The 18,335-nt window shown below is 44.9% G+C and carries 19 protein-coding genes; 15 read left to right on the top strand and 4 right to left on the bottom strand.

What is annotated here, in order from left to right; translation table 11 throughout:
• Positions 1-85 precede the first annotated feature (85 nt).
• The 7 genes from rbfA (at position 86) to vmrA (ending at position 7,320) form a co-directional block, all read left to right on the top strand.
• Positions 86-493: a 30S ribosome-binding factor RbfA gene (gene rbfA, locus KIV41_RS10555; RefSeq protein WP_005449148.1), complete on the top strand. Its 408-nt coding sequence runs from the start codon at positions 86-88 to the stop codon at positions 491-493.
• Positions 493-1,437, top strand: coding sequence for a tRNA pseudouridine(55) synthase TruB (gene truB, locus KIV41_RS10550; protein ID WP_010450060.1), 945 nt, complete (start codon positions 493-495; stop codon positions 1,435-1,437). Before rbfA ends, truB begins: the two co-directional genes overlap by 1 nt.
• 150 nt (positions 1,438-1,587) lie before the next feature.
• Positions 1,588-1,857 carry a 30S ribosomal protein S15 gene (gene rpsO, locus KIV41_RS10545; protein ID WP_010450057.1) on the top strand — a complete coding sequence of 90 codons (270 nt, stop codon included), beginning with the start codon at positions 1,588-1,590 and terminating at the stop codon, positions 1,855-1,857.
• A gap of 317 nt (positions 1,858-2,174) precedes the next feature.
• On the top strand, positions 2,175-4,307 hold the full coding sequence (gene pnp / locus KIV41_RS10540) for a polyribonucleotide nucleotidyltransferase (RefSeq protein WP_285336332.1): 2,133 nt from the start codon (positions 2,175-2,177) through the stop codon (positions 4,305-4,307).
• Positions 4,308-4,487: 180 nt separating this feature from the next.
• On the top strand, positions 4,488-5,402 hold the full coding sequence (gene nlpI, locus KIV41_RS10535) for a lipoprotein NlpI (protein WP_010450052.1): 915 nt from the start codon (positions 4,488-4,490) through the stop codon (positions 5,400-5,402).
• A 101-nt stretch (positions 5,403-5,503) separates the two neighbouring features.
• Positions 5,504-5,917: a MarR family winged helix-turn-helix transcriptional regulator gene (locus tag KIV41_RS10530; protein ID WP_010450050.1), complete on the top strand. Its 414-nt coding sequence runs from the start codon at positions 5,504-5,506 to the stop codon at positions 5,915-5,917.
• Positions 5,918-5,973: 56 nt separating this feature from the next.
• Complete coding sequence (gene vmrA / locus KIV41_RS10525) at positions 5,974-7,320, top strand: sodium-coupled multidrug efflux MATE transporter VmrA (RefSeq protein WP_171305639.1); 1,347 nt, start codon at positions 5,974-5,976, stop codon at positions 7,318-7,320.
• Between the two features lie 70 nt (positions 7,321-7,390).
• On the opposite strand, the gene KIV41_RS10520 is transcribed toward vmrA, so the two are convergent.
• From KIV41_RS10520 to KIV41_RS10510, 3 genes are all read right to left on the bottom strand, one after another.
• The gene (locus KIV41_RS10520; protein WP_010450046.1) at positions 7,391-8,269 is read right to left on the bottom strand and encodes a U32 family peptidase; all 879 of its coding nucleotides are present in this window, start codon (positions 8,267-8,269) and stop codon (positions 7,391-7,393) included.
• 20 nt (positions 8,270-8,289) lie between these two features.
• Positions 8,290-9,303, bottom strand: a complete 1,014-nt coding sequence (locus KIV41_RS10515; RefSeq protein WP_010450044.1) for a peptidase U32 family protein — start codon at positions 9,301-9,303, stop codon at positions 8,290-8,292.
• Between the two features lie 149 nt (positions 9,304-9,452).
• Positions 9,453-11,489, bottom strand: coding sequence for an EAL domain-containing protein (locus tag KIV41_RS10510; RefSeq protein ID WP_010450043.1), 2,037 nt, complete (start codon positions 11,487-11,489; stop codon positions 9,453-9,455).
• 266 nt (positions 11,490-11,755) lie between these two features.
• On the opposite strand from KIV41_RS10510, the gene KIV41_RS10505 reads away from it, so the two are divergent.
• Complete coding sequence (locus KIV41_RS10505; RefSeq protein ID WP_010450041.1) at positions 11,756-12,283, top strand: SCP2 domain-containing protein; 528 nt, start codon at positions 11,756-11,758, stop codon at positions 12,281-12,283.
• Complete coding sequence (locus KIV41_RS10500) at positions 12,267-12,770, top strand: GNAT family N-acetyltransferase (RefSeq protein WP_285336326.1); 504 nt, start codon at positions 12,267-12,269, stop codon at positions 12,768-12,770. Before KIV41_RS10505 ends, KIV41_RS10500 begins: the two co-directional genes overlap by 17 nt.
• Before the next feature lie 72 nt (positions 12,771-12,842).
• Here KIV41_RS10500 and KIV41_RS10495 read toward each other — a convergent pair whose 3' ends face one another.
• The gene (locus KIV41_RS10495; RefSeq protein ID WP_010450037.1) at positions 12,843-13,295 is read right to left on the bottom strand and encodes a hypothetical protein; all 453 of its coding nucleotides are present in this window, start codon (positions 13,293-13,295) and stop codon (positions 12,843-12,845) included.
• Between the two features lie 63 nt (positions 13,296-13,358).
• Here KIV41_RS10495 and KIV41_RS10490 point away from each other — a divergent pair, with 63 nt between their 5' ends.
• From KIV41_RS10490 to KIV41_RS10465, 6 genes are all read left to right on the top strand, one after another.
• Positions 13,359-13,757 (top strand): DNA polymerase III subunit psi, encoded by a 399-nt coding sequence (locus KIV41_RS10490; RefSeq protein ID WP_285336323.1) that lies wholly within the window; start codon positions 13,359-13,361, stop codon positions 13,755-13,757.
• Positions 13,758-13,769: 12 nt separating this feature from the next.
• Positions 13,770-14,225, top strand: a complete 456-nt coding sequence (rimI, locus tag KIV41_RS10485; RefSeq protein WP_010450033.1) for a ribosomal protein S18-alanine N-acetyltransferase — start codon at positions 13,770-13,772, stop codon at positions 14,223-14,225.
• Between the two features lie 171 nt (positions 14,226-14,396).
• Positions 14,397-15,470 (top strand): GGDEF domain-containing protein, encoded by a 1,074-nt coding sequence (locus KIV41_RS10480; protein WP_285336321.1) that lies wholly within the window; start codon positions 14,397-14,399, stop codon positions 15,468-15,470.
• A 120-nt stretch (positions 15,471-15,590) separates the two neighbouring features.
• Positions 15,591-17,180, top strand: coding sequence for a peptide chain release factor 3 (gene prfC, locus KIV41_RS10475; RefSeq protein ID WP_285336319.1), 1,590 nt, complete (start codon positions 15,591-15,593; stop codon positions 17,178-17,180).
• 121 nt (positions 17,181-17,301) lie between these two features.
• On the top strand, positions 17,302-17,469 hold the full coding sequence (locus KIV41_RS10470) for a DUF5363 family protein (RefSeq protein WP_285336318.1): 168 nt from the start codon (positions 17,302-17,304) through the stop codon (positions 17,467-17,469).
• Complete coding sequence (locus KIV41_RS10465) at positions 17,456-18,229, top strand: TatD family hydrolase (RefSeq protein WP_010450025.1); 774 nt, start codon at positions 17,456-17,458, stop codon at positions 18,227-18,229. Before KIV41_RS10470 ends, KIV41_RS10465 begins: the two co-directional genes overlap by 14 nt.
• Positions 18,230-18,335: the final 106 nt, after the last annotated feature.

Genomic DNA, 18,335 nt, shown 5'->3' with positions numbered 1-18,335 from the left:
AAAGACAAATAGTAATTGGTTGTTGAATACACCATGGGGGGCTGGCTTGACCATCCCCCCATTCTTTCTATTTAAGAGAATGAATATGTCAAAAGAATTTAGCCGCACGCAGCGCGTATCACAGCAGCTGCAAAAAGAACTTGCGATGATCCTTCAACGTGAAGTTCGTGACTCTCGCCTAGGCATGGTTACGATTTCTGATGTAGAAGTATCACGCGATCTTGCTTACGCAAAAGTGTTCGTTACTTTCCTATGTGTGGGTGAGCAAACGCCAGAATCATGCTTAGCAGCGCTACGTGAACACGAAGTACACATCCGTATGATGCTAGGCAAGCGTATTCGCCTACGTTTGACTCCTGAAATCCGTTTCTACTACGACAACACGCTAGTAGAAGGTATGCGTATGTCTAACCTAGTTTCTGAAGTGGTTAGCGAAGACAAGCGTAAACAGCAAGATTCAGGTCGCGAAGAAGATCAGGCAGGGGAAGAGTAATGGCTCGTCGTCGTAAAGGTCGTCCAATTAATGGCGTTATCTTGTTGGATAAACCAACAGGTATTTCTTCCAATGATGCACTGCAAAAAGTAAAACGTATCTACTTTGCTGAGAAAGCGGGTCATACCGGTGCATTGGACCCACTAGCGACGGGCATGTTGCCAATCTGCTTAGGCGAAGCAACCAAGTTCTCTCAGTTCTTGTTGGATTCAGACAAGCGCTACCGCGTAATCGCAAAGCTTGGTGAGCGTACTGACACATCTGACTCTGATGGCGAAGTGGTAGAGACGCGTCCTATTGACGTGAATCTAGAGAAGCTAGAAGCGTGCATTGATACGTTCCGTGGTGAATCAGACCAAGTACCTTCAATGTTCTCAGCATTGAAATACCAAGGTAAGCCGCTCTACGAGTACGCTCGTAAAGGCATTGAAGTGCCGCGTGAATCTCGTAAGATCACGGTATATGAGATCGTGCTTCACCGCTTTGAAGGTGACGAAGTTGAGATGGAAGTGCATTGCTCCAAAGGCACTTACATTCGTACTATCGTTGATGACCTAGGTGAAATGCTTGGCTGTGGCGCACACGTGACTATGCTTCGTCGTACTGGTGTTGCTAAATACCCGTACGAAAAAATGGTGACGCTAGAGCAACTTAATGAGCTGCTAGAGCAAGCGCATCGTGACGAAGTCGCGCCTAAAGAGTTGCTTGATCCACTGTTGTTGCCAATGGATACCGCAGTAGAAGACTTGCCAGAGGTAAATCTCAACGCTGAGCTGACTAACTTAGTACAGCACGGCATGCCAGTCCAAGTGTTTGGTGCTCCGGAAGGTACACCAATTCGCATGACCTCCGGTGAAGACAAGCTCTTTATTGGTGTTGCAGAAGTGAACGACGATGGAAAAGTCGCACCAAAACGTTTGGTGGTGTTCCGCGACGAAGCATAAGCTTGTCTGTGAATTGAAAATACCGGCGAAATCGCCGGTATTTTTATATTGCGCGTATAAGGAAACTTCCCTATAATTCGCGCTTCGCGTAGCGGCTGAATCAGAGATTGGCTGCTACAACTTTAAACCTACTCTTATTAGGAGAGAATTATGTCTCTGAATGCAGAAACTAAAGCAGCAATCGTTGCAGAATACGCACAAGGCGAAGGCGACACTGGTTCACCAGAAGTTCAAGTAGCTCTACTTACAGCTTCTATCAACCACCTACAAGGTCACTTCAAAGCGCACAAAGGCGATCACCACAGCCGTCGTGGTCTTCTACGTATGGTTTCTCGCCGTCGTAAGCTTCTTGACTACCTGAAAGGTAAAAACCTTTCTCGTTACCAAGATCTAATCAAGCGTCTAGGCCTACGTCGCTAATCAGCGGCTGCATAGAACAGTTTGTCGAAAAAGGGGCTTTTAGCCCCTTTTTTGTTGCCCGCTACTTAATTTAATTGCTATAGCTTAGCCAAATCCTATTTAAGTCGTTATACTACACGCGGCTAAATCTCGTTTTGAGATTTTCACAAAGACTCATTGCATTACAGTCAACCACGTCGACCAAAAGGTCGCGACTATTAAAAGCGAATTGCACACCATGTCAGTTTGTTTTCACTAGTCGCGATTCGTAATGTCTTGAGTATCAATCAATACTCTCTGAGCAAGTCCATCGATGCGCTTAGAAACAAGGAATAACAATGTTCGAAAAACCAGTTGTTAAAACGTTCCAGTACGGTAACCACACAGTTACTCTAGAAACTGGCGTTATCGCACGTCAAGCTACGGCAGCCGTTATGGTAACTATGGACGATACAGCAGTATTCGTTTCTGTAGTTGGTAAAAAAGAAGCAGTTGAAGGTCAAGACTTCTTCCCGCTAACAGTTAACTACCAAGAGCGTACTTACGCTGCAGGTAAAATCCCTGGTGGTTTCTTCAAGCGTGAAGGTCGACCATCTGAAGGTGAAACGCTAACGGCTCGTCTAATCGACCGTCCAATCCGTCCACTTTTCCCAGATGCATTCAAAAACGAAGTACAAGTTATCGCAACGGTAGTATCTGTTAACCCAGATGTTCAACCTGATATCGTAACTATGATCGGTACTTCTGCGGCGCTAGCTATCTCTGGTATTCCGTTCAACGGTCCTATCGGTGCTGCACGTGTTGGTCACATCGACGGTCAACTAGTACTTAACCCAAGCAACACAGAGCTAGAAGCTTCTAAGCTAGACCTAGTTGTTGCGGGTACTGAATCTGCAGTACTAATGGTTGAGTCAGAAGCTGACAACCTAACTGAAGAAGAAATGCTATCAGCGGTTGTTTACGGCCACGACCAACAACAAACAGTGATCAACGCAATCAACGAGTTTGCTGCTGAAGTTGCGACTCCTGCTTGGGATTGGGTTGCTCCAGAAGAGAACACAGCACTTGTAAACAAGATCGCTGAACTGGCTGAAGCTAAGCTTGTTGAAGCTTACCAAATCACTGAGAAGATGGCTCGTTACGACCGCATCCACGAGATCGCTGGTGAAGTAAACGACGTGCTACTTGCTGAAGATCCAGAAGCGAACACAAAAGAAATCCACACTATCTTCCACGATCTAGAGAAGACAGTTGTACGTCGCAGCATCATCGCTGGTAACCCACGTATCGACGGCCGTGAAAAAGACATGGTTCGTGCGCTAGACGTACGTACTGGTGTTCTTCCTCGTACACACGGTTCATCACTATTTACACGTGGTGAAACTCAGGCTCTAGTAACTGCGACTCTAGGTACGCAGCGTGATGCTCAAATCATCGACGAGCTAACTGGTGAGCGTAAAGATCACTTCCTACTACACTACAACTTCCCTCCATACTGTGTTGGTGAAACTGGTTTTGTAGGTTCTCCTAAGCGTCGTGAAATCGGTCACGGTAAACTGGCTAAACGCGGTATCGCAGCAGTAATGCCTTCTGTTGATGAGTTCCCATACACAGTACGTGTAGTATCAGAAATCACAGAATCTAACGGTTCTTCTTCAATGGCTTCTGTATGTGGTACTTCTCTAGCACTTATGGATGCAGGTGTTCCAATTAAAGCTTCTGTTGCGGGTATCGCAATGGGTCTAGTTAAAGAAGGCGACGACTTCGTTGTTCTTTCTGACATCCTTGGTGACGAAGACCACCTAGGTGACATGGACTTTAAAGTAGCGGGTACTAACACTGGTATCACTGCACTTCAGATGGATATCAAGATCGAAGGTATCACTAAAGAAATCATGCAAATTGCTCTTAACCAAGCGCAAGGTGCACGTAAGCACATCCTATCTGTAATGGATGAAGCTATCTCTGGTGCTCGTGAAGACATCTCTGAGTTCGCTCCTCGCATTCACACAATGAAGATCAGCGCAGAGAAGATCAAAGACGTTATCGGTAAAGGTGGTGCAGTTATCCGTGCTCTAACTGAAGAGACAGGTACAACTATCGAAATCGAAGACGACGGTACAATTAAGATTGCTGCAACTGAAGGTACAGCTGCGAAAGAAGCAATCCGTCGTATCGAAGAGATCACTGCAGAAGTTGAAGTGGGCCGTATCTACACAGGTAAAGTTGCTCGCCTAGCTGACTTCGGTGCATTCGTTACTATTCTTCCTGGTAAAGATGGTCTAGTACACATCTCTCAAATTGCTGAAAAGCGTGTTGAGAAAGTGTCTGATTACCTAACTGAAGGTCAAGAAGTTCAAGTTAAAGTTCTTGAAATCGACCGCCAAGGTCGTGTACGTCTAAGCATGAAAGAAGCGGTAGAAAAGCCAGCTGAAGAAGCTGCTGAAGCACCTGCTGCTAAAGACGAGTAATACTGATTTGGGCTTTGGTCTTTTATTAGATTAACGGCCTGAAAACGTGCTATAAAAGGGGAGCATTTTCGCTCCCCTTTTTTTAACTTACTATTTTTAATTGTATTTGATGGACAGAAATATCCTATAGTGCATTAATACATCGTGAGTTAAAGGCGGTCCAAACAGGAGTATCAATTAGTGAAATGGTTTCAAACCGCAAGTTTATGTATCGCAATTGCATTGACGGGGTGCGCTAGCACTTCTCAACAAACCTCTCAGCAGTGGGTATATCCACCGATGGCTGTGCCGTTGCAGCCTAGCGTGCAGCAAGAGGTTCAGATCGCACGGCTATCTCAGTTATTACAACGACCAGATCTTAGTGATGAAGTGCGAGCTAAAATGCATTATGAGCGCGGGAGTTACTACGATAGCGTTGGTTTGAGAGATCTCGCTCGCCTTGATTTTAATCAGTCACTACAGCTAAATCCTGCTCAGCCAGATATATTCAATCTGCTTGGCGTTTACTTTACTCAACTAGGTGAGTTCGACGCGGCTTATGAAGCATTTGATTCAACATTAGAGCTTGCGCCAGAGAACTCTTATGCGGAACGTAACCGTGCGATTGCTTTGTACTATGGTGGTCGAATTGATCTTGCTATGGAAGATATGACAAAGCACTACGAAGAGAACCCTAAAGATCCTTTTCGAGCATTGTGGTTATACATTATTGAAGCAGAGCAAAATCCAGAGTTAGCGAAGGCAAACCTACAGCAAAGATATCAACGCGATATTAGCGAAGAGTGGGGGTGGGTTTTAGTCGCCATTATGCTGAGAGATGTGCCTGATGACGCAGCACTGAAAGCTATCATGGAAGGGACGCGAGAGAATCACCGCCTAGCAGAGCGTTTAACGGAAACTTATTTCTATCTCGGCAAACGTTATCAACTAGAGGGTGATGTAGCAGATGCTATATCGCTATATAAATTAGCGATTTCGTTCAATGTCTATGAGTATGTGGAACACCGCTATTCATTTGTTGAGCTGACTCAGATTTACGAAAAGCTACAGCAAGAACGTTTAGCAAAAATTAAAGCAGAAAGTACTCAGCAATAATAGTTTTTTAGCCGCTCAACTAGAGCGGCTTTTTTGTACTTGAAGAAATTAGGCTGCTTCACTAAAATAGTTAGCCTTGCTAACTAAATAGGCAAATTACAGTGGCATTAGAAAAAAGCCTGATTGATTTAGAGCGTTTTTGCGCTAAAGCGTGGCGTGTTTATGCCAAGGAAGATCCGCTTTCACATTTGAGCTTTAATGAGTTCGATTACTTACGAGTGATTCAGCTTCATCCAGAAGGTGTGCGTATCACTGACTTGGCTGAAGAGCTGCAAGTCACCAAACCTTCAGCTTCAAATATGGTGGTTCGTTTGGAGAAAAAGGGCTTGGTTAGACGCATCGCTTGTAACGAAGATGCGCGTTCAAAGCGTGTTTTGCTAACGGAAGAAGTGATCGCAGAAATGTCCCTTGAACAGGTGGTATATAAGGATATTTCTGAACAACTGATGCGTAAACTTGATAAGCAAGAAGCACAGCAATTGAAAGCGCTACTGGATAAAGCGCTCGGAAACTAAACTTATTTTTATTCTTTTATCTATTTAGTTAGCCTTGCTAACTATTGGTGGTAGTCATGCAAAACTCTATCTATAAACAGTTTTGGAAATACACAATTCCGACCGTCGCAGCCATGTTGGTTAACGGCTTATACCAAGTTGTTGATGGCATTTTTATCGGTCGTTATGTCGGTGCTGATGGATTAGCGGGGATCAACGTTGCTTGGCCGATCATTGGCTCGATACTTGGTATCGGTATGATGGTCGGGGTAGGTACGGGGGCGCTGGCCTCTATCAAGCAAGGTGAAAAAGACAGTGAAGGTGCTAAACGCATTCTCTCAACCGGCCTTTTGCTTTTAGTTGCTTTGATGCCTGTCGTAGCGACAATCTTGTTCTTCTTCGCCGATGACTTTATTCGCTGGCAGGGCGCAGAAGGGCGAGTGTACGAGCTAGGCTTGCAATACCTACACATTCTTAGCGTGGCGTGTGTGTTCTCGCTAGGCTCGATTGCGGTGCCATTTTTGCTTCGTAATGATGATAGCCCTAACTTAGCCACCATCCTGATGGTGATCGGTGCGGTGATCAATATCGTACTCGACTATCTTTTTATCGCTTGGCTTGGCTGGGAGCTTACCGGTGCTGCTATTGCTACCGCTCTGGCGCAGATGGTTGTGACGATTTTGGGGGTGGGGTACTTCTTTACTTCCAGAGCCAACATGCGCTTGTCTTTCAGCGATTTGAAGATGCAGTTTGATGTCATTCCTAAGATTGTCATGATTGGCACGTCGAGCTTCTTTATGTACGCTTATGGCTCAATGATGGTCGCGCTGCATAACGCATTGTTTGCCCAATACGGCAGCGCGTTGTTAATTGGTGCCTACGCTATTTTGGGCTACATCGTGACGGTTTACTATTTGATTGCAGAAGGCATTGCCAATGGTATGCAACCTTTGGTGAGCTACAACCATGGCGCGCGCAACCAAGATAACATTCGTAAGCTGTTAAAGGTCGCAATGGGCACTTCTGTACTTGGTGGAGTTGCGTTTGTTATTTTGATGAACATCTTCCCATACGAGTTTGTATCGGTGTTCAACAATGCTGACCAGAATCTGATTGATGCGACGGTGGTCGGTATTCGTCTCCATATGTTTGCATTGTTCTTAGATGGGTTCTTAGTGGTTGCCGCGGCGTACTACCAATCAGTCAACAAAGGCAGTAAAGCCATGTTCGTGACCATCGGTAATATGGTGATTCAATTACCGTTCTTGTTCATTATGCCGAAGCTGTTGGGTGTGACGGGTATTTGGATTGCATTCCCACTGTCCAACATCGCCTTGAGTTTAGTGGTGATGACAATGTTGTGGCGTGATATTAAGAAGCTAATGAACGAGAGCTCAGCAGAGCCGAGTGTTCAAGTCTCTTAACGACGAAAAGATGTAAAAAAAGCGAGGTCAGTACCTCGCTTTTTTATTGCTTTGAAATCGTAAGCAGAGATTAGATGTTCTTCACTTCCAGACCTGCAAGTTGATGCCAGTAACCGTTACATTGGCGGTCTTGGATTTTGCCAGGGTTGGTGCCTTTCTCGTTTGAACGGAACTGATCCAGTTCAGAGAAGGTGCTGAGACCCAGTGGGCTTAGGCGAACCACATCAACCAGACCTTCCATGCTTGGTAGATCGTTGATCAGGTTATAGCAGTAACCTGACTGAGTTTGGATGCCGTTTAAGTTAAAGACTTCTTGACCTTCTTGGCTGCTTACTTGGATACCTGTTGGGTATTTAATACAGCAAGTTTCGCAATCATCTTTAGCTTTGTTTTCTGCACGAGCGGTAAAGCAGCGTGCCGAGTAAGCCAATGGTAGATAACCGTGGCTGAATACTTCTACTTCAAACTTATTGCGAATACCAAGCTCATCACATTGAACCAGCGTATTACTGAGCCATTCACGAGATAGCTCTACAGGCATACACCAGCGGATCATGCCTTGTTTTAGGAACAAGTTAAGCGTGTGCGCATTGTAAGTGTTAACCGCAGGGCCAACGACGAAAGGCACTTTGTGCTCAGAAGCCAGTTGAACTGCAGACACGTCATTGGCTTCAATCGCGAAGTCACCATTGTCGATGTACTTCTTCATGATGTTCACTTCACTTGGTGCTTCTAATAGTGCCATCGTTGAAAGAACGACTTGTTTGCCAGATGCAGACAAGTCTTTCGCAATATCGAACCAATGTGCGGGCTTCATTTCACGACGTTTTGAACATACGGTTTCACCAAGGTAGATGATGTCCGCAGAGCTTGATTTCGCTTGTTCGTAAAACGCTTCAACATCTTGCTTTGGCCAGAAGTACAACAGTGGACCAAGCGCGTATTTCATTGAGTTATCCATCTTAACCTCTACTGCCATTTACGGTGGTAAGCACCAAGTGTGGTTTGCGTACCTTCAGACACGTTTGCCAACGCTGCATCCCAAGCCGCTTCTACTTGGTAAGCTTCTGGGTTTGCTTGGTAGCGATCAATCGCAGCACGCCATGTGCGCGTTACTTGTTCTACGTACGCAGGGCTACGCTGGCGACCTTCAATTTTTACTGAAGCGACATTCGCAGCAAACAGTTCTGGCAGCATAGACAGGGTGTTCAAGCTGGTTGGCTCTTCCAGTGCGTGGTAGCGTTTTTTCTCGCCTTCGATTTCAGCTTCAAAACGACCCTTACATAAGGTCGGGTAGCCCGCGTTTTCACCTGCGCTGTAGCGATCGATCAGGATATCGTTAAGACGAGATTCCAGACCATTTTCTGTTTCTTGCCAGCGAACGTATTTCGCCGGAGAACACGCGCCAACGGTGTTTGGTGATTCGCCAGTCATGTAAGACGATAGGTAGCAACGACCTTCCGACATGATGCATAGGCTACCGAAAGCAAAGACTTCTAGCTCAACATCGCTGGTGATATTGCGTGAAAGCTGTTTAACCTGATGGATAGACAATACACGAGGCAGTACAACACGTTTGACGTTGAAGTTTTGCTTGTAGAAGTCTACTGCTGCAACGTTGGTTGCTGAAGCCTGTACCGACAGGTGCAGTTCTAGCTCTGGGTATTTGCGAGCAGCGTACTCAAGTACCGCAATGTCAGCCACGATCAGCGCATCTACACCCAGTGCCGCTGCATTGTCGACCGCATTTGTCCAACGGTCGAAACCATTTGGATGGGCAAAGGTGTTTAGCGCAACGTGGATCTTTTTGTTGCGGTCATGAACGTATTGCACTGCTTTTTCAAGCTTCTTGCCGTTGAAGTTCAGGCCAGCAAAGTGACGAGCGTTGGTATCGTCTTTAAAGCCGATGTATACGGCGTCTGCACCGCAATCAATCGCGGTTTTTAGCGCAGGCAAGTTACCCGCAGGACACAAGAGTTCCATATGCTCACAATCATAGAGAATAAAAAGGTGCCCGCATTTTATGAAGAATTATGAATAGCGAAATTGACCTAAGTTAGGTTTAGCTCAATAAAGTTGAGATTTCCCCCTTGAGAGTAAGGGGGAAATCTCAGATTTTGCTGTAGTTGAGATCAGTTCTTATGACGGCGGTTTTGCGCAAACAACTCTTCAACTTCGTGTTTTGGTTGAGGGCGGTAGAAATGGAAGCCTTGAATCGAGTTACATTGCAGGTTCGATAGTAGTGTTGCTTGCTGATGGGTTTCTACGCCTTCCGCTACTACGGTTAAATCCAGTGACTTACCTAGGTTGATGATGTTCTCTATGACCGTGACTTGTTTCGGTAGCGTGTCTATGTCGTTGATAAACGCACGGTCGATTTTTAGCTCATCGATCGGAAAGCGGGCTAGGTAGGAAAGGGAAGAGTAACCAGTACCGAAGTCATCGATAGACAATGCAAAGCCAAGTTTCTTGATCGCATTAAGCATTTGCAAAGTGTGTTCGCTGTCGCTCATTACCGCACTTTCTGTTAGCTCGAAGGTAATGCAGCTTGGGTCAAGTTCGGTAGTGCGTAGTAGCTTTTCCATGTAATCGATCAGTTGCGGGTTACCAAATTGCTCTGGAGAGAGGTTGATGGCCACACGGCCTGGTAAGATACCTTGCAGTTTCCAGCGTTTTACTGTGTTAAATACATCACGCATTACCACACGACCAAGGTGCTCAATCAAGCCTGCGCGCTCTGCTACAGGGATAAATGCTCCTGGACTAATGTAGCCTTCGACTGGGTGCTTCCAACGTACGAGTGCTTCTGCGCCGTTAATACTGAAATCACGCGCGTTAACTTTTGGCTGGTACCATACTTCCAAACCGTTTTGCTGCAACGCTTTTTGTAGCTCGATCTCTAACCACAAACGCATGCGTGCTTCTTTGTTCATCTGGTCGTTGAATTTAATCAGACGGTTACGGCCGCGATCTTTTGCTTCGTACATAGCGGTGTCTGCGTTTTGCAGCAGAATACGCGCGTCTTGACCATCTTCTGGGTAACGAACACTACCGATAGAACACGCGAGGCGTTTACTAAAGTGATGCAGATCGAAAGGTTGGTTGATCAGGGAAATAATACGATCAGAGATAATCTCCGCCATTCTTGAGTTTTCAGGCTCAGGAAGGATGATGCCAAACTCGTCACCACCTAAGTGGCCAATGATAGCTTGGTTAGGTAATAAACGTTTTAGTCGGGCTGAAACTTCTTGGATGACTTTATCGCCAATATGATGACCAAGTGAGTCATTGATGTTTTTGAAGTTGTCGATATCAAGATAGAAGACCAAGAGTGGTGTTTGGCTTCTGATTAACTGTTCTAAACGCTTGGTAAAGCCAAATCGGTTATAAAGCTTAGTCAGTGAATCGATATGTGCGTCTTCAGTACTATTCGATAAATTTTTTGGTGTGTCATCCGCATCTTGAATCAAGATGATTTGAGATTCACTACCAAGAATAGCGGTGACATCAGCATTAAGTTGAACTTTACGTTCAAAGCCACAGCGAGCACTGGTCAGGCAAATAAACGGCTTTTCCGATAATAATGAACTGAGTTTATGACTGAATACTTTCTTACTGTTCTCATCGATAAAAAGCCTAGAGAGCTCTTCGCCAAGTAATTCATGTGGTGAGTTCAAGCCAAGCAATCGTGCTGAGGCAGGGTTTGCAGAGATGATGATGTCATCTTCAACCAGCAATAAGCCGTCGGGTAATAACTGAGTCAGCTTACTAAACTTTGTTTCGGACTCTTCAAGAGAGCGAACAAGGATTTGTTTTTCAGAGGTATCGATGGCATGAAAAACAACAAATCGAGTTTGCTTGTCTTCAATAATTGGAGAAATACTGAAATGAAGGCTAGTTTCTAAGTCAGTTTCATCGAGAGTAATTTCTGCCTCAATGTGCTCTCCGCTAAAAGCACGCTGATAGTATGGCTGAAGTTTATGATAAAACTGTTCACCCAATACTTGTTCGTCGGTAAGACCGACAACATCATCGTGTTCTAAACCTGTAATATCGCAATAGCGCTCACTTACCATTCGATAACGATACTCGTTATCTAAGATGGCAAAGAAAAAAGGACTATTTGAGGTGAGCTTTACAAACCAATGTTTTAGGTGCTGCGAAGGCATTATGGGGTTACCGATCTCCAAAGAGCCTGATTATTCTTCCGTGTAATAAAAACGCTGTTTTGATAACTATAACTTTGAATATCCCGTTATTAAAGGGTTTATCAATGTGAGTGCTTCAAATCTCTACGTAAGTTCAAAAAAAGATGGCTTCGCCATGAAAACTGCTTATGAAGCAAACAAACAATTTTTATTGATGCATAACAGGTATAGGTATTACTCTATCGCTTAATATAAGCATTCTCATGACAAAGTAACGGATAATTAGCGTGTTAAACAAGATTCGCAGTCAACTAGTAAAGAACGCAGCATCAATTTTGCGATCTCCAGTCCAGTTATTGCCACAAACTGTTCAGAAAAAAGCCTTATTAGAAGGTTTGAAAATGGTATTCAAAGAAGCTCTAGAAGATGGCGATTTTGAGTTCCTTGAAGATAAGTGGCTGAAAGTTGCGATTAAAGACTTGAACTTAGCATGGTACATCAGCTATCAAGATGAAAAATTGCTGGTGGCAGAGAAACCAGTTCAGGAAGATGTGAGTTTTAGCGGCAACCTTAACGACCTAGTCCTGATTGCTGGCCGCAAAGAAGACCCTGATACACTGTTCTTCCAACGTCGTCTGTCTATTGAGGGCGACACTGAACTTGGCTTAGAAGTTAAGAACCTGATGGATAGTGTTGACTTAGAGCAGCTGCCAAAAGCGATGCAAGTGGCACTGAACCAATTGGCTGACTTTGTTCAGAAAGGGGTTCAAGAACCAGAACAAGAAACTGGAGTAGCGAATGCTTATTCGAACTGAAGCCCCAGCGGACATTCTCACTATTGACCGTTTATTGAAACACGCGTTCCCAACGGATGCAGAGGCTAATTTAGTGATGCGTTTGCGTGAAAACGGCAAGCTCACGTTATCTTTGGTGGCATGCACCGATGAAGGTGAAGTGGTTGGTCACGCGCTGTTTAGCCCTGTGATGTTGAATGGTGAAGATTTGTCGTGGCAAGGTCTTGCGCCTTTGGCTGTGCATGAAGATTACCGTCGCCAAGGCATTGCAGCCGAGTTGATCAAAGAAGGCTTTGATTCACTGCGTGATTTTGGTTACCCAGTGTGTGTGGTGTTGGGCGATCCAGCTTACTACGGGCGTCAGGGCTTTACAGCCAGCGAAGAGATGGGCTTCGATTGTGCGTGGGAAGTACCACAAGGTGCATTTCGCGTAGCTGAGCTGGTAGAAGGTCAATGTGATGGGCGTTCTGGTCGCATCGATTATTCTCCAGAGTTCTCTGAGCTATAATCGCTAATATTCAACGACAAAGCCCGCTATAAAAAGCGGGCTTTGTTTTAATAAGTAGGTAGGAAGAGTAGATTAATCCTGTTCTTGAACGCGCTTTTTACCCCAAACCTCTATTTTGGCTTTTTTGCTCATGCCTGCAGCATTGAGAGTCATGTTGCCCCAGCTCTTGTATTCCATATCTAGACGTTTGAATTTGGCGTCTTCTGAGCCTGGCAGTGTCCAAGCGCGAGTCGACATACCTTTCGTTAGTGTACCGACCATGGTTTTCAACTTTTTCTCGCTGCCATCGGTCATGGTGACTTTCATGTTTTTAATACTCATGGTGCCTTGAGTACATTTGATCTTAATTTTGCTGAACTGACGGTTTTTAAACAGACCATTGGGTTCAACGGTGTCGGTTTCGGTTTGGAAGTTTACGGTCTTTTCGGCGATAAGCTCCCAACCATCATTGTTATCCTTAGCAAAAGTAGTGAAGCTGGTGGTGGCGATAAGTAATGTGATTGCGAGTGATTGGAAAAGCTTCATAACACCTCTGACTTTAAATGCGAAATTTTGATAGGATTGCCTCGTTCAAATAGGTGACAAAAGATGTCAATTAACGAGAAACAGTATTTACACGAGATGGGGATCAGCACATGGGAGCTGAGTCATCCAGAAAGGCTAGAAGGCTATCAAGCACCATTATTAGATTTGCAAAGTTCATGTAAACTCTTATTGGTATCGCCAATGTGTCCAAAAAATGAGACCGCTTTGATGTTTGAGCGTGTATTGAAGAGCATTAAGCTCACACTCAATGACGCAATGCACATTGAGCCAGAAGGCTTATCTTCTTTAGGTGAACATCAGCTAGAGTGGGTATGGTTTGCGGGTTGTGAGGCTGATGTGAGCATCAATGCCAAGCAACTGACTTCACCGCTATTACAAGATATTGATGGCAACAACGAACAACGCCGCACATTGTGGCAACAAATCTGTTCGTACTCTTAACGGAGCTAACGCGTGACAATTGAAATTACGCCGATGGGTGCTGAGCACCTTGACCAAGTCTGGCAAATTGAACAACAAGCCCATTCTCATCCTTGGGCTGAGTCATTGGTTCGAGATTTAACGAGCCGTGGTGCTTGTCACCATGTCATGCTTGAAGGTTCTCAAGTGGTTGGCTACTTCTATGGGCAGAATATTGTTGGAGAGGTGACGCTACTGAACATTGCCGTTTCGCCATCTCACCAAGGCAAAGGGTTAGGACAAAAATTGCTGGATGCGTTTATCGAACACTGCGAGCAAGCCAAAGCAGAAAGTGCGTGGCTGGAGGTACGTGAAAGCAACCACCCGGCAATCCATATTTATGAGCAAGCGGGTTTTAATGAAGTGGATCGTCGCTATAACTATTACCCAGCGAAAACTGGTAATGGTAAGGAAGACGCAATAATCATGAGCTATATCTTCTTCAACTAAATGCTGGCATTTATCCCACCTGATTCTAAAGCCTTGGTCCATCCAAGGCTTTTATAAACCGTCCTCACACATATTTACTCTCTATCACTACTTTTGTTCGCATTATCTTCAACATAGTTATAGATTTATAAATTATATGAAACACGATCTATAAAGTGTAGGGAGGGAGCGTTGACTAAGTCGTATCCTAGAAAACTCGATACTCCTGTGGCTCAGTTGTTTGATGAGACTAGTCGTGAAGTGGTTCTCAAGGTTTTGATGCTCGTGACATTAGCGACATTTATTCCCCTAGGCGTAAAAAACCTTATCATTGGCGAAACCTTACTCGGGATTGTTCTATTAAGCTTTCAGCTTAGCTTTGTGGTTGAGTTGGCGTGCCTATTTATGCTGGGTGTGGGAGTAATTGGTCACCGCATCCCTTTATTTTTGCTCTGGTTATCTATTGTCTTAAGTGTGTCTACTTTTGGTGTCATTGCCACTTACTGGGTTTTCCCTGTGATCGTAGCGCTGGTATTTATTATCCCAACGAAAGATGCACTCGTGACCAATATTTTTATGATTGTAGGTTGCATGGTCGCCACTTGGCAGCAGCTCGAATTGAGCATCATACTACGATTCATCATTGCGTTGATTTGCTGCACGGTTGTTGCTCATGTGGCGGTACACAAAATAGTAGAGCTACAAAACAGCCTAAAATACCTCTCGACACGAGATTCGATGACTGGAGCGCTGAATCGGAGTCAGTTAGAGGCATTTCTATATCGTGCGCTTGATGAGAAAAAGAATCAGAAAGCGTCAACAATCGCGGTTATCGATATTGATCACTTTAAGCAAGTCAATGACCTTTATGGGCATGACGTTGGAGATGAAGTGATTACAGAGGTTGTCAAAATCCTAAATCAAAACTCCCGCGAGTATGATCTGTTATTCCGATTGGGGGGAGATGAGTTTTTACTGCTGTTTGAAGGGCTTTCTATGCAAAGTGCTCACATCATGATGAACAGCATCTGCGAGAAAGTAAGAACGAAACACTATCCACGTCATGCTCAGGTCTCTCTTAGTGTGGGTATGTCAGAGTGTTTGATTGCTGAAGATACTCCGGATATGTGGGTAAAGCGTGCAGACATTGCATTGTATGATGCGAAACAAAATGGAAGAGATCAGGTAGTCATATCTGCCAATAGAGTCCCGCCGCTAGGTGAGTTAGCATGGAAGGATAAGGTCAATCAGCCGACATCTCTCTGAACTCGTCAGAGGAAAGTTGCCCCTAAAGCAATAATAAGCGAGAATACCGCGCAATATTGAATCGAATAAGGCTTGTTTAAATTTCAAACAAGCTACCAGACATCAAAGAAGATCAGTTTCATGTCAAATACACCTTTTCTAGGCGAAGTTTCTAAGCGCAGAACGTTCGCTATTATTTCTCACCCGGATGCGGGTAAAACCACCATCACTGAAAAAGTACTGTTATTCGGAAACGCGATCCAAAAAGCAGGTACGGTTAAAGGTCGTGGTAACGCGCAGCACGCAAAATCAGACTGGATGGAAATGGAAAAGGAACGTGGTATCTCGGTTACTACTTCTGTAATGCAGTTCCCTTACAATGATTGTTTGGTAAACCTACTTGATACTCCTGGACACGAAGACTTCTCGGAAGATACCTACCGTACTCTAACGGCGGTTGACTCGTGTCTGATGGTTATCGATGCGGCGAAAGGTGTCGAGGATCGTACTCGTAAGCTGATGGAAGTAACGCGCCTGCGTGATACGCCAATCGTAACCTTCATGAACAAACTTGACCGTGATGTTCGTGACCCAATGGAAGTATTGGATGAAGTAGAAAACGAACTTGGCATGATGTGTGCGCCAGTTACCTGGCCAATTGGCTGTGGTAAAGAGTTTAAAGGTGTTTACCACATTCACCGTGACGAGACTATTCTGTACGAGTCTGGTCATGGTCACGAAATCCAAAAAGTGCGCATCATCAAAGGTCTGGACAACCCTGAGCTTGATGAGAAAGTCGGTGAGAGCCTAGCAGCAAGTGTGCGTGAAGAGCTTGAACTAGTCATGGGCGCATGTCCTGAGTTTGATCTAGAGCTATTCCTGACCGGCGAACTAACGCCAGTTTACTTTGGTACGGCACTGGGTAACTTTGGTGTTGACCACATGCTAGACGGTCTAACGGAGTGGGCACCTGCACCGAAAACACGTCAAGCAGTTGAGCGTGATGTTGAAGCGACAGAAGACAAATTCTCTGGCTTCGTATTTAAGATCCAAGCAAACATGGATCCAAAGCACCGTGACCGTATCGCCTTCATGCGTATCGTATCGGGTACTTACACGCAAGGCATGAAGATGAACCACGTTCGTCTTGGCAAGCAAGTAAGTATCTCTGATGCGGTAACGTTCATGGCGGGTGACCGTTCTCGTGCAGAACATGCTTACGCCGGTGACATCATTGGTCTACACAACCATGGTACGATCCAAATCGGTGATACTTTCACCCAAGGTGAAGCGCTGAAATTCTCTGGTATTCCAAACTTCGCACCAGAACTGTTCCGTCGTATTCGTCTAAAAGATCCATTGAAGCAGAAGCAGCTTCTAAAAGGTCTGGTTCAGCTGTCTGAAGAAGGTGCGGTACAGGTATTCCGCCCACTGCAAAACAACGACCTGATCGTTGGTGCCGTTGGTGTGCTTCAGTTTGACGTGGTTGTGGCTCGCTTGAAGTCAGAATACAACGTTGAAGCTATCTACGAAGGTGTTAACGTAGCAACAGCACGTTGGGTTGAGTGTGGTGATGCGAAGAAACTGGATGAGTTTCAGCGTAAGAACCAAACGAACCTTGCATTGGACGGTGGCGATAACCTAACGTACATCGCACCAACCATGGTTAACCTAAACCTAGCGCAAGAGCGTTTCCCTGATATCGATTTCCGTGCGACTCGTGAGCACTAATCGAATCTAACGCGCTTTACATCGCGTACTAGATTATAAGCCGCCGTTAGCTATACACTTAGCTAACGGCGGTTTTTTATTTGGCGCAGAAAGAATTCTATGGGCTAAAAAAGGGTGTGCAATGAACTGGTTTAAAAAAGGACTCAAACGCTACGATGATTGGTGTAAAGAGATGGGGCTGACGCCTGATCAAAAACGCAGTTGCGTGCCGTATAAACAGGACCCTGTTCACGAAAAATCTTCTTCCAATAAAGAAGAGCAAAAGAAGCCAAATAATGAAACTGTTTGATACCCATTGCCACTTTGACTTCGATGTCTTTCAAGAGGATTTTGCTCACCAAGTCGATCTCGCTCGCGAGCAAGGCGTTGAGCGCATCTTGATTCCTTCTGTTGGGCCGAGTAATTGGACTCATATTCAAGCGCTGGCCAATCAATACCCCCATCTTTATTACGCGCTTGGCTTCCATCCTTATTTTCTACAACAAGGTTTTGAGCAGTTTGTTCCGGAACTGGAATCATTACTTTCTTCGTCTAGTCGACAATGTGTTGCGATAGGGGAGTGCGGTCTCGACTTCGCCATCGAAGTGCCGGTTGAATTGCAAGAACGTGCACTTGAGTTGCAATTTGAACTCGCCAGGCGATTTGATTTGCCGGTGATTCTGCACAGCCGTAAAGCGCACAATCGACTTATCCAAATGGTTAAAGCGGCTAAGCTTCCTAAAGGTGGCGTATTGCACGCGTTTTCTGGCAGTTATCAGCAAGCAATGGAATGGGTTCGATTAGGTTTTTTTATCGGTGTTGGCGGCTCCATTACCTACCCAAGAGCGAATAAAACACGCGACGCGATTCAAAGATTATCACTTGAATATCTTGTTTTAGAAACGGACGCTCCGGATATGCCTATACTTGGCTATCAGGGCGAGCCGAATCACCCTGCCAAACTCATTCATATATTGAATCAACTCTCAGAGTTGCATAACAGAGAAAAGCAATCGATTGCTGAAAGTCTATGGAAAAATAGCAATTCAGCCTTCTCCATATGTGAATAAAATCTAAAGATGCTGTTCAGAATAGAAAACGTTTCCCTTCTTATTGTGAGATAACTCACAAACACAGGTGAATCAATGATGAATCTTATGAGAAAGTGTGAGGATG

The organism is Vibrio sp. D401a (assembly GCF_030248515.1).
Classification (GTDB): Bacteria; Pseudomonadota; Gammaproteobacteria; order Enterobacterales; family Vibrionaceae; genus Vibrio; species Vibrio rotiferianus.
This window is presented reverse-complemented; position numbering and strand designations above follow the sequence as displayed.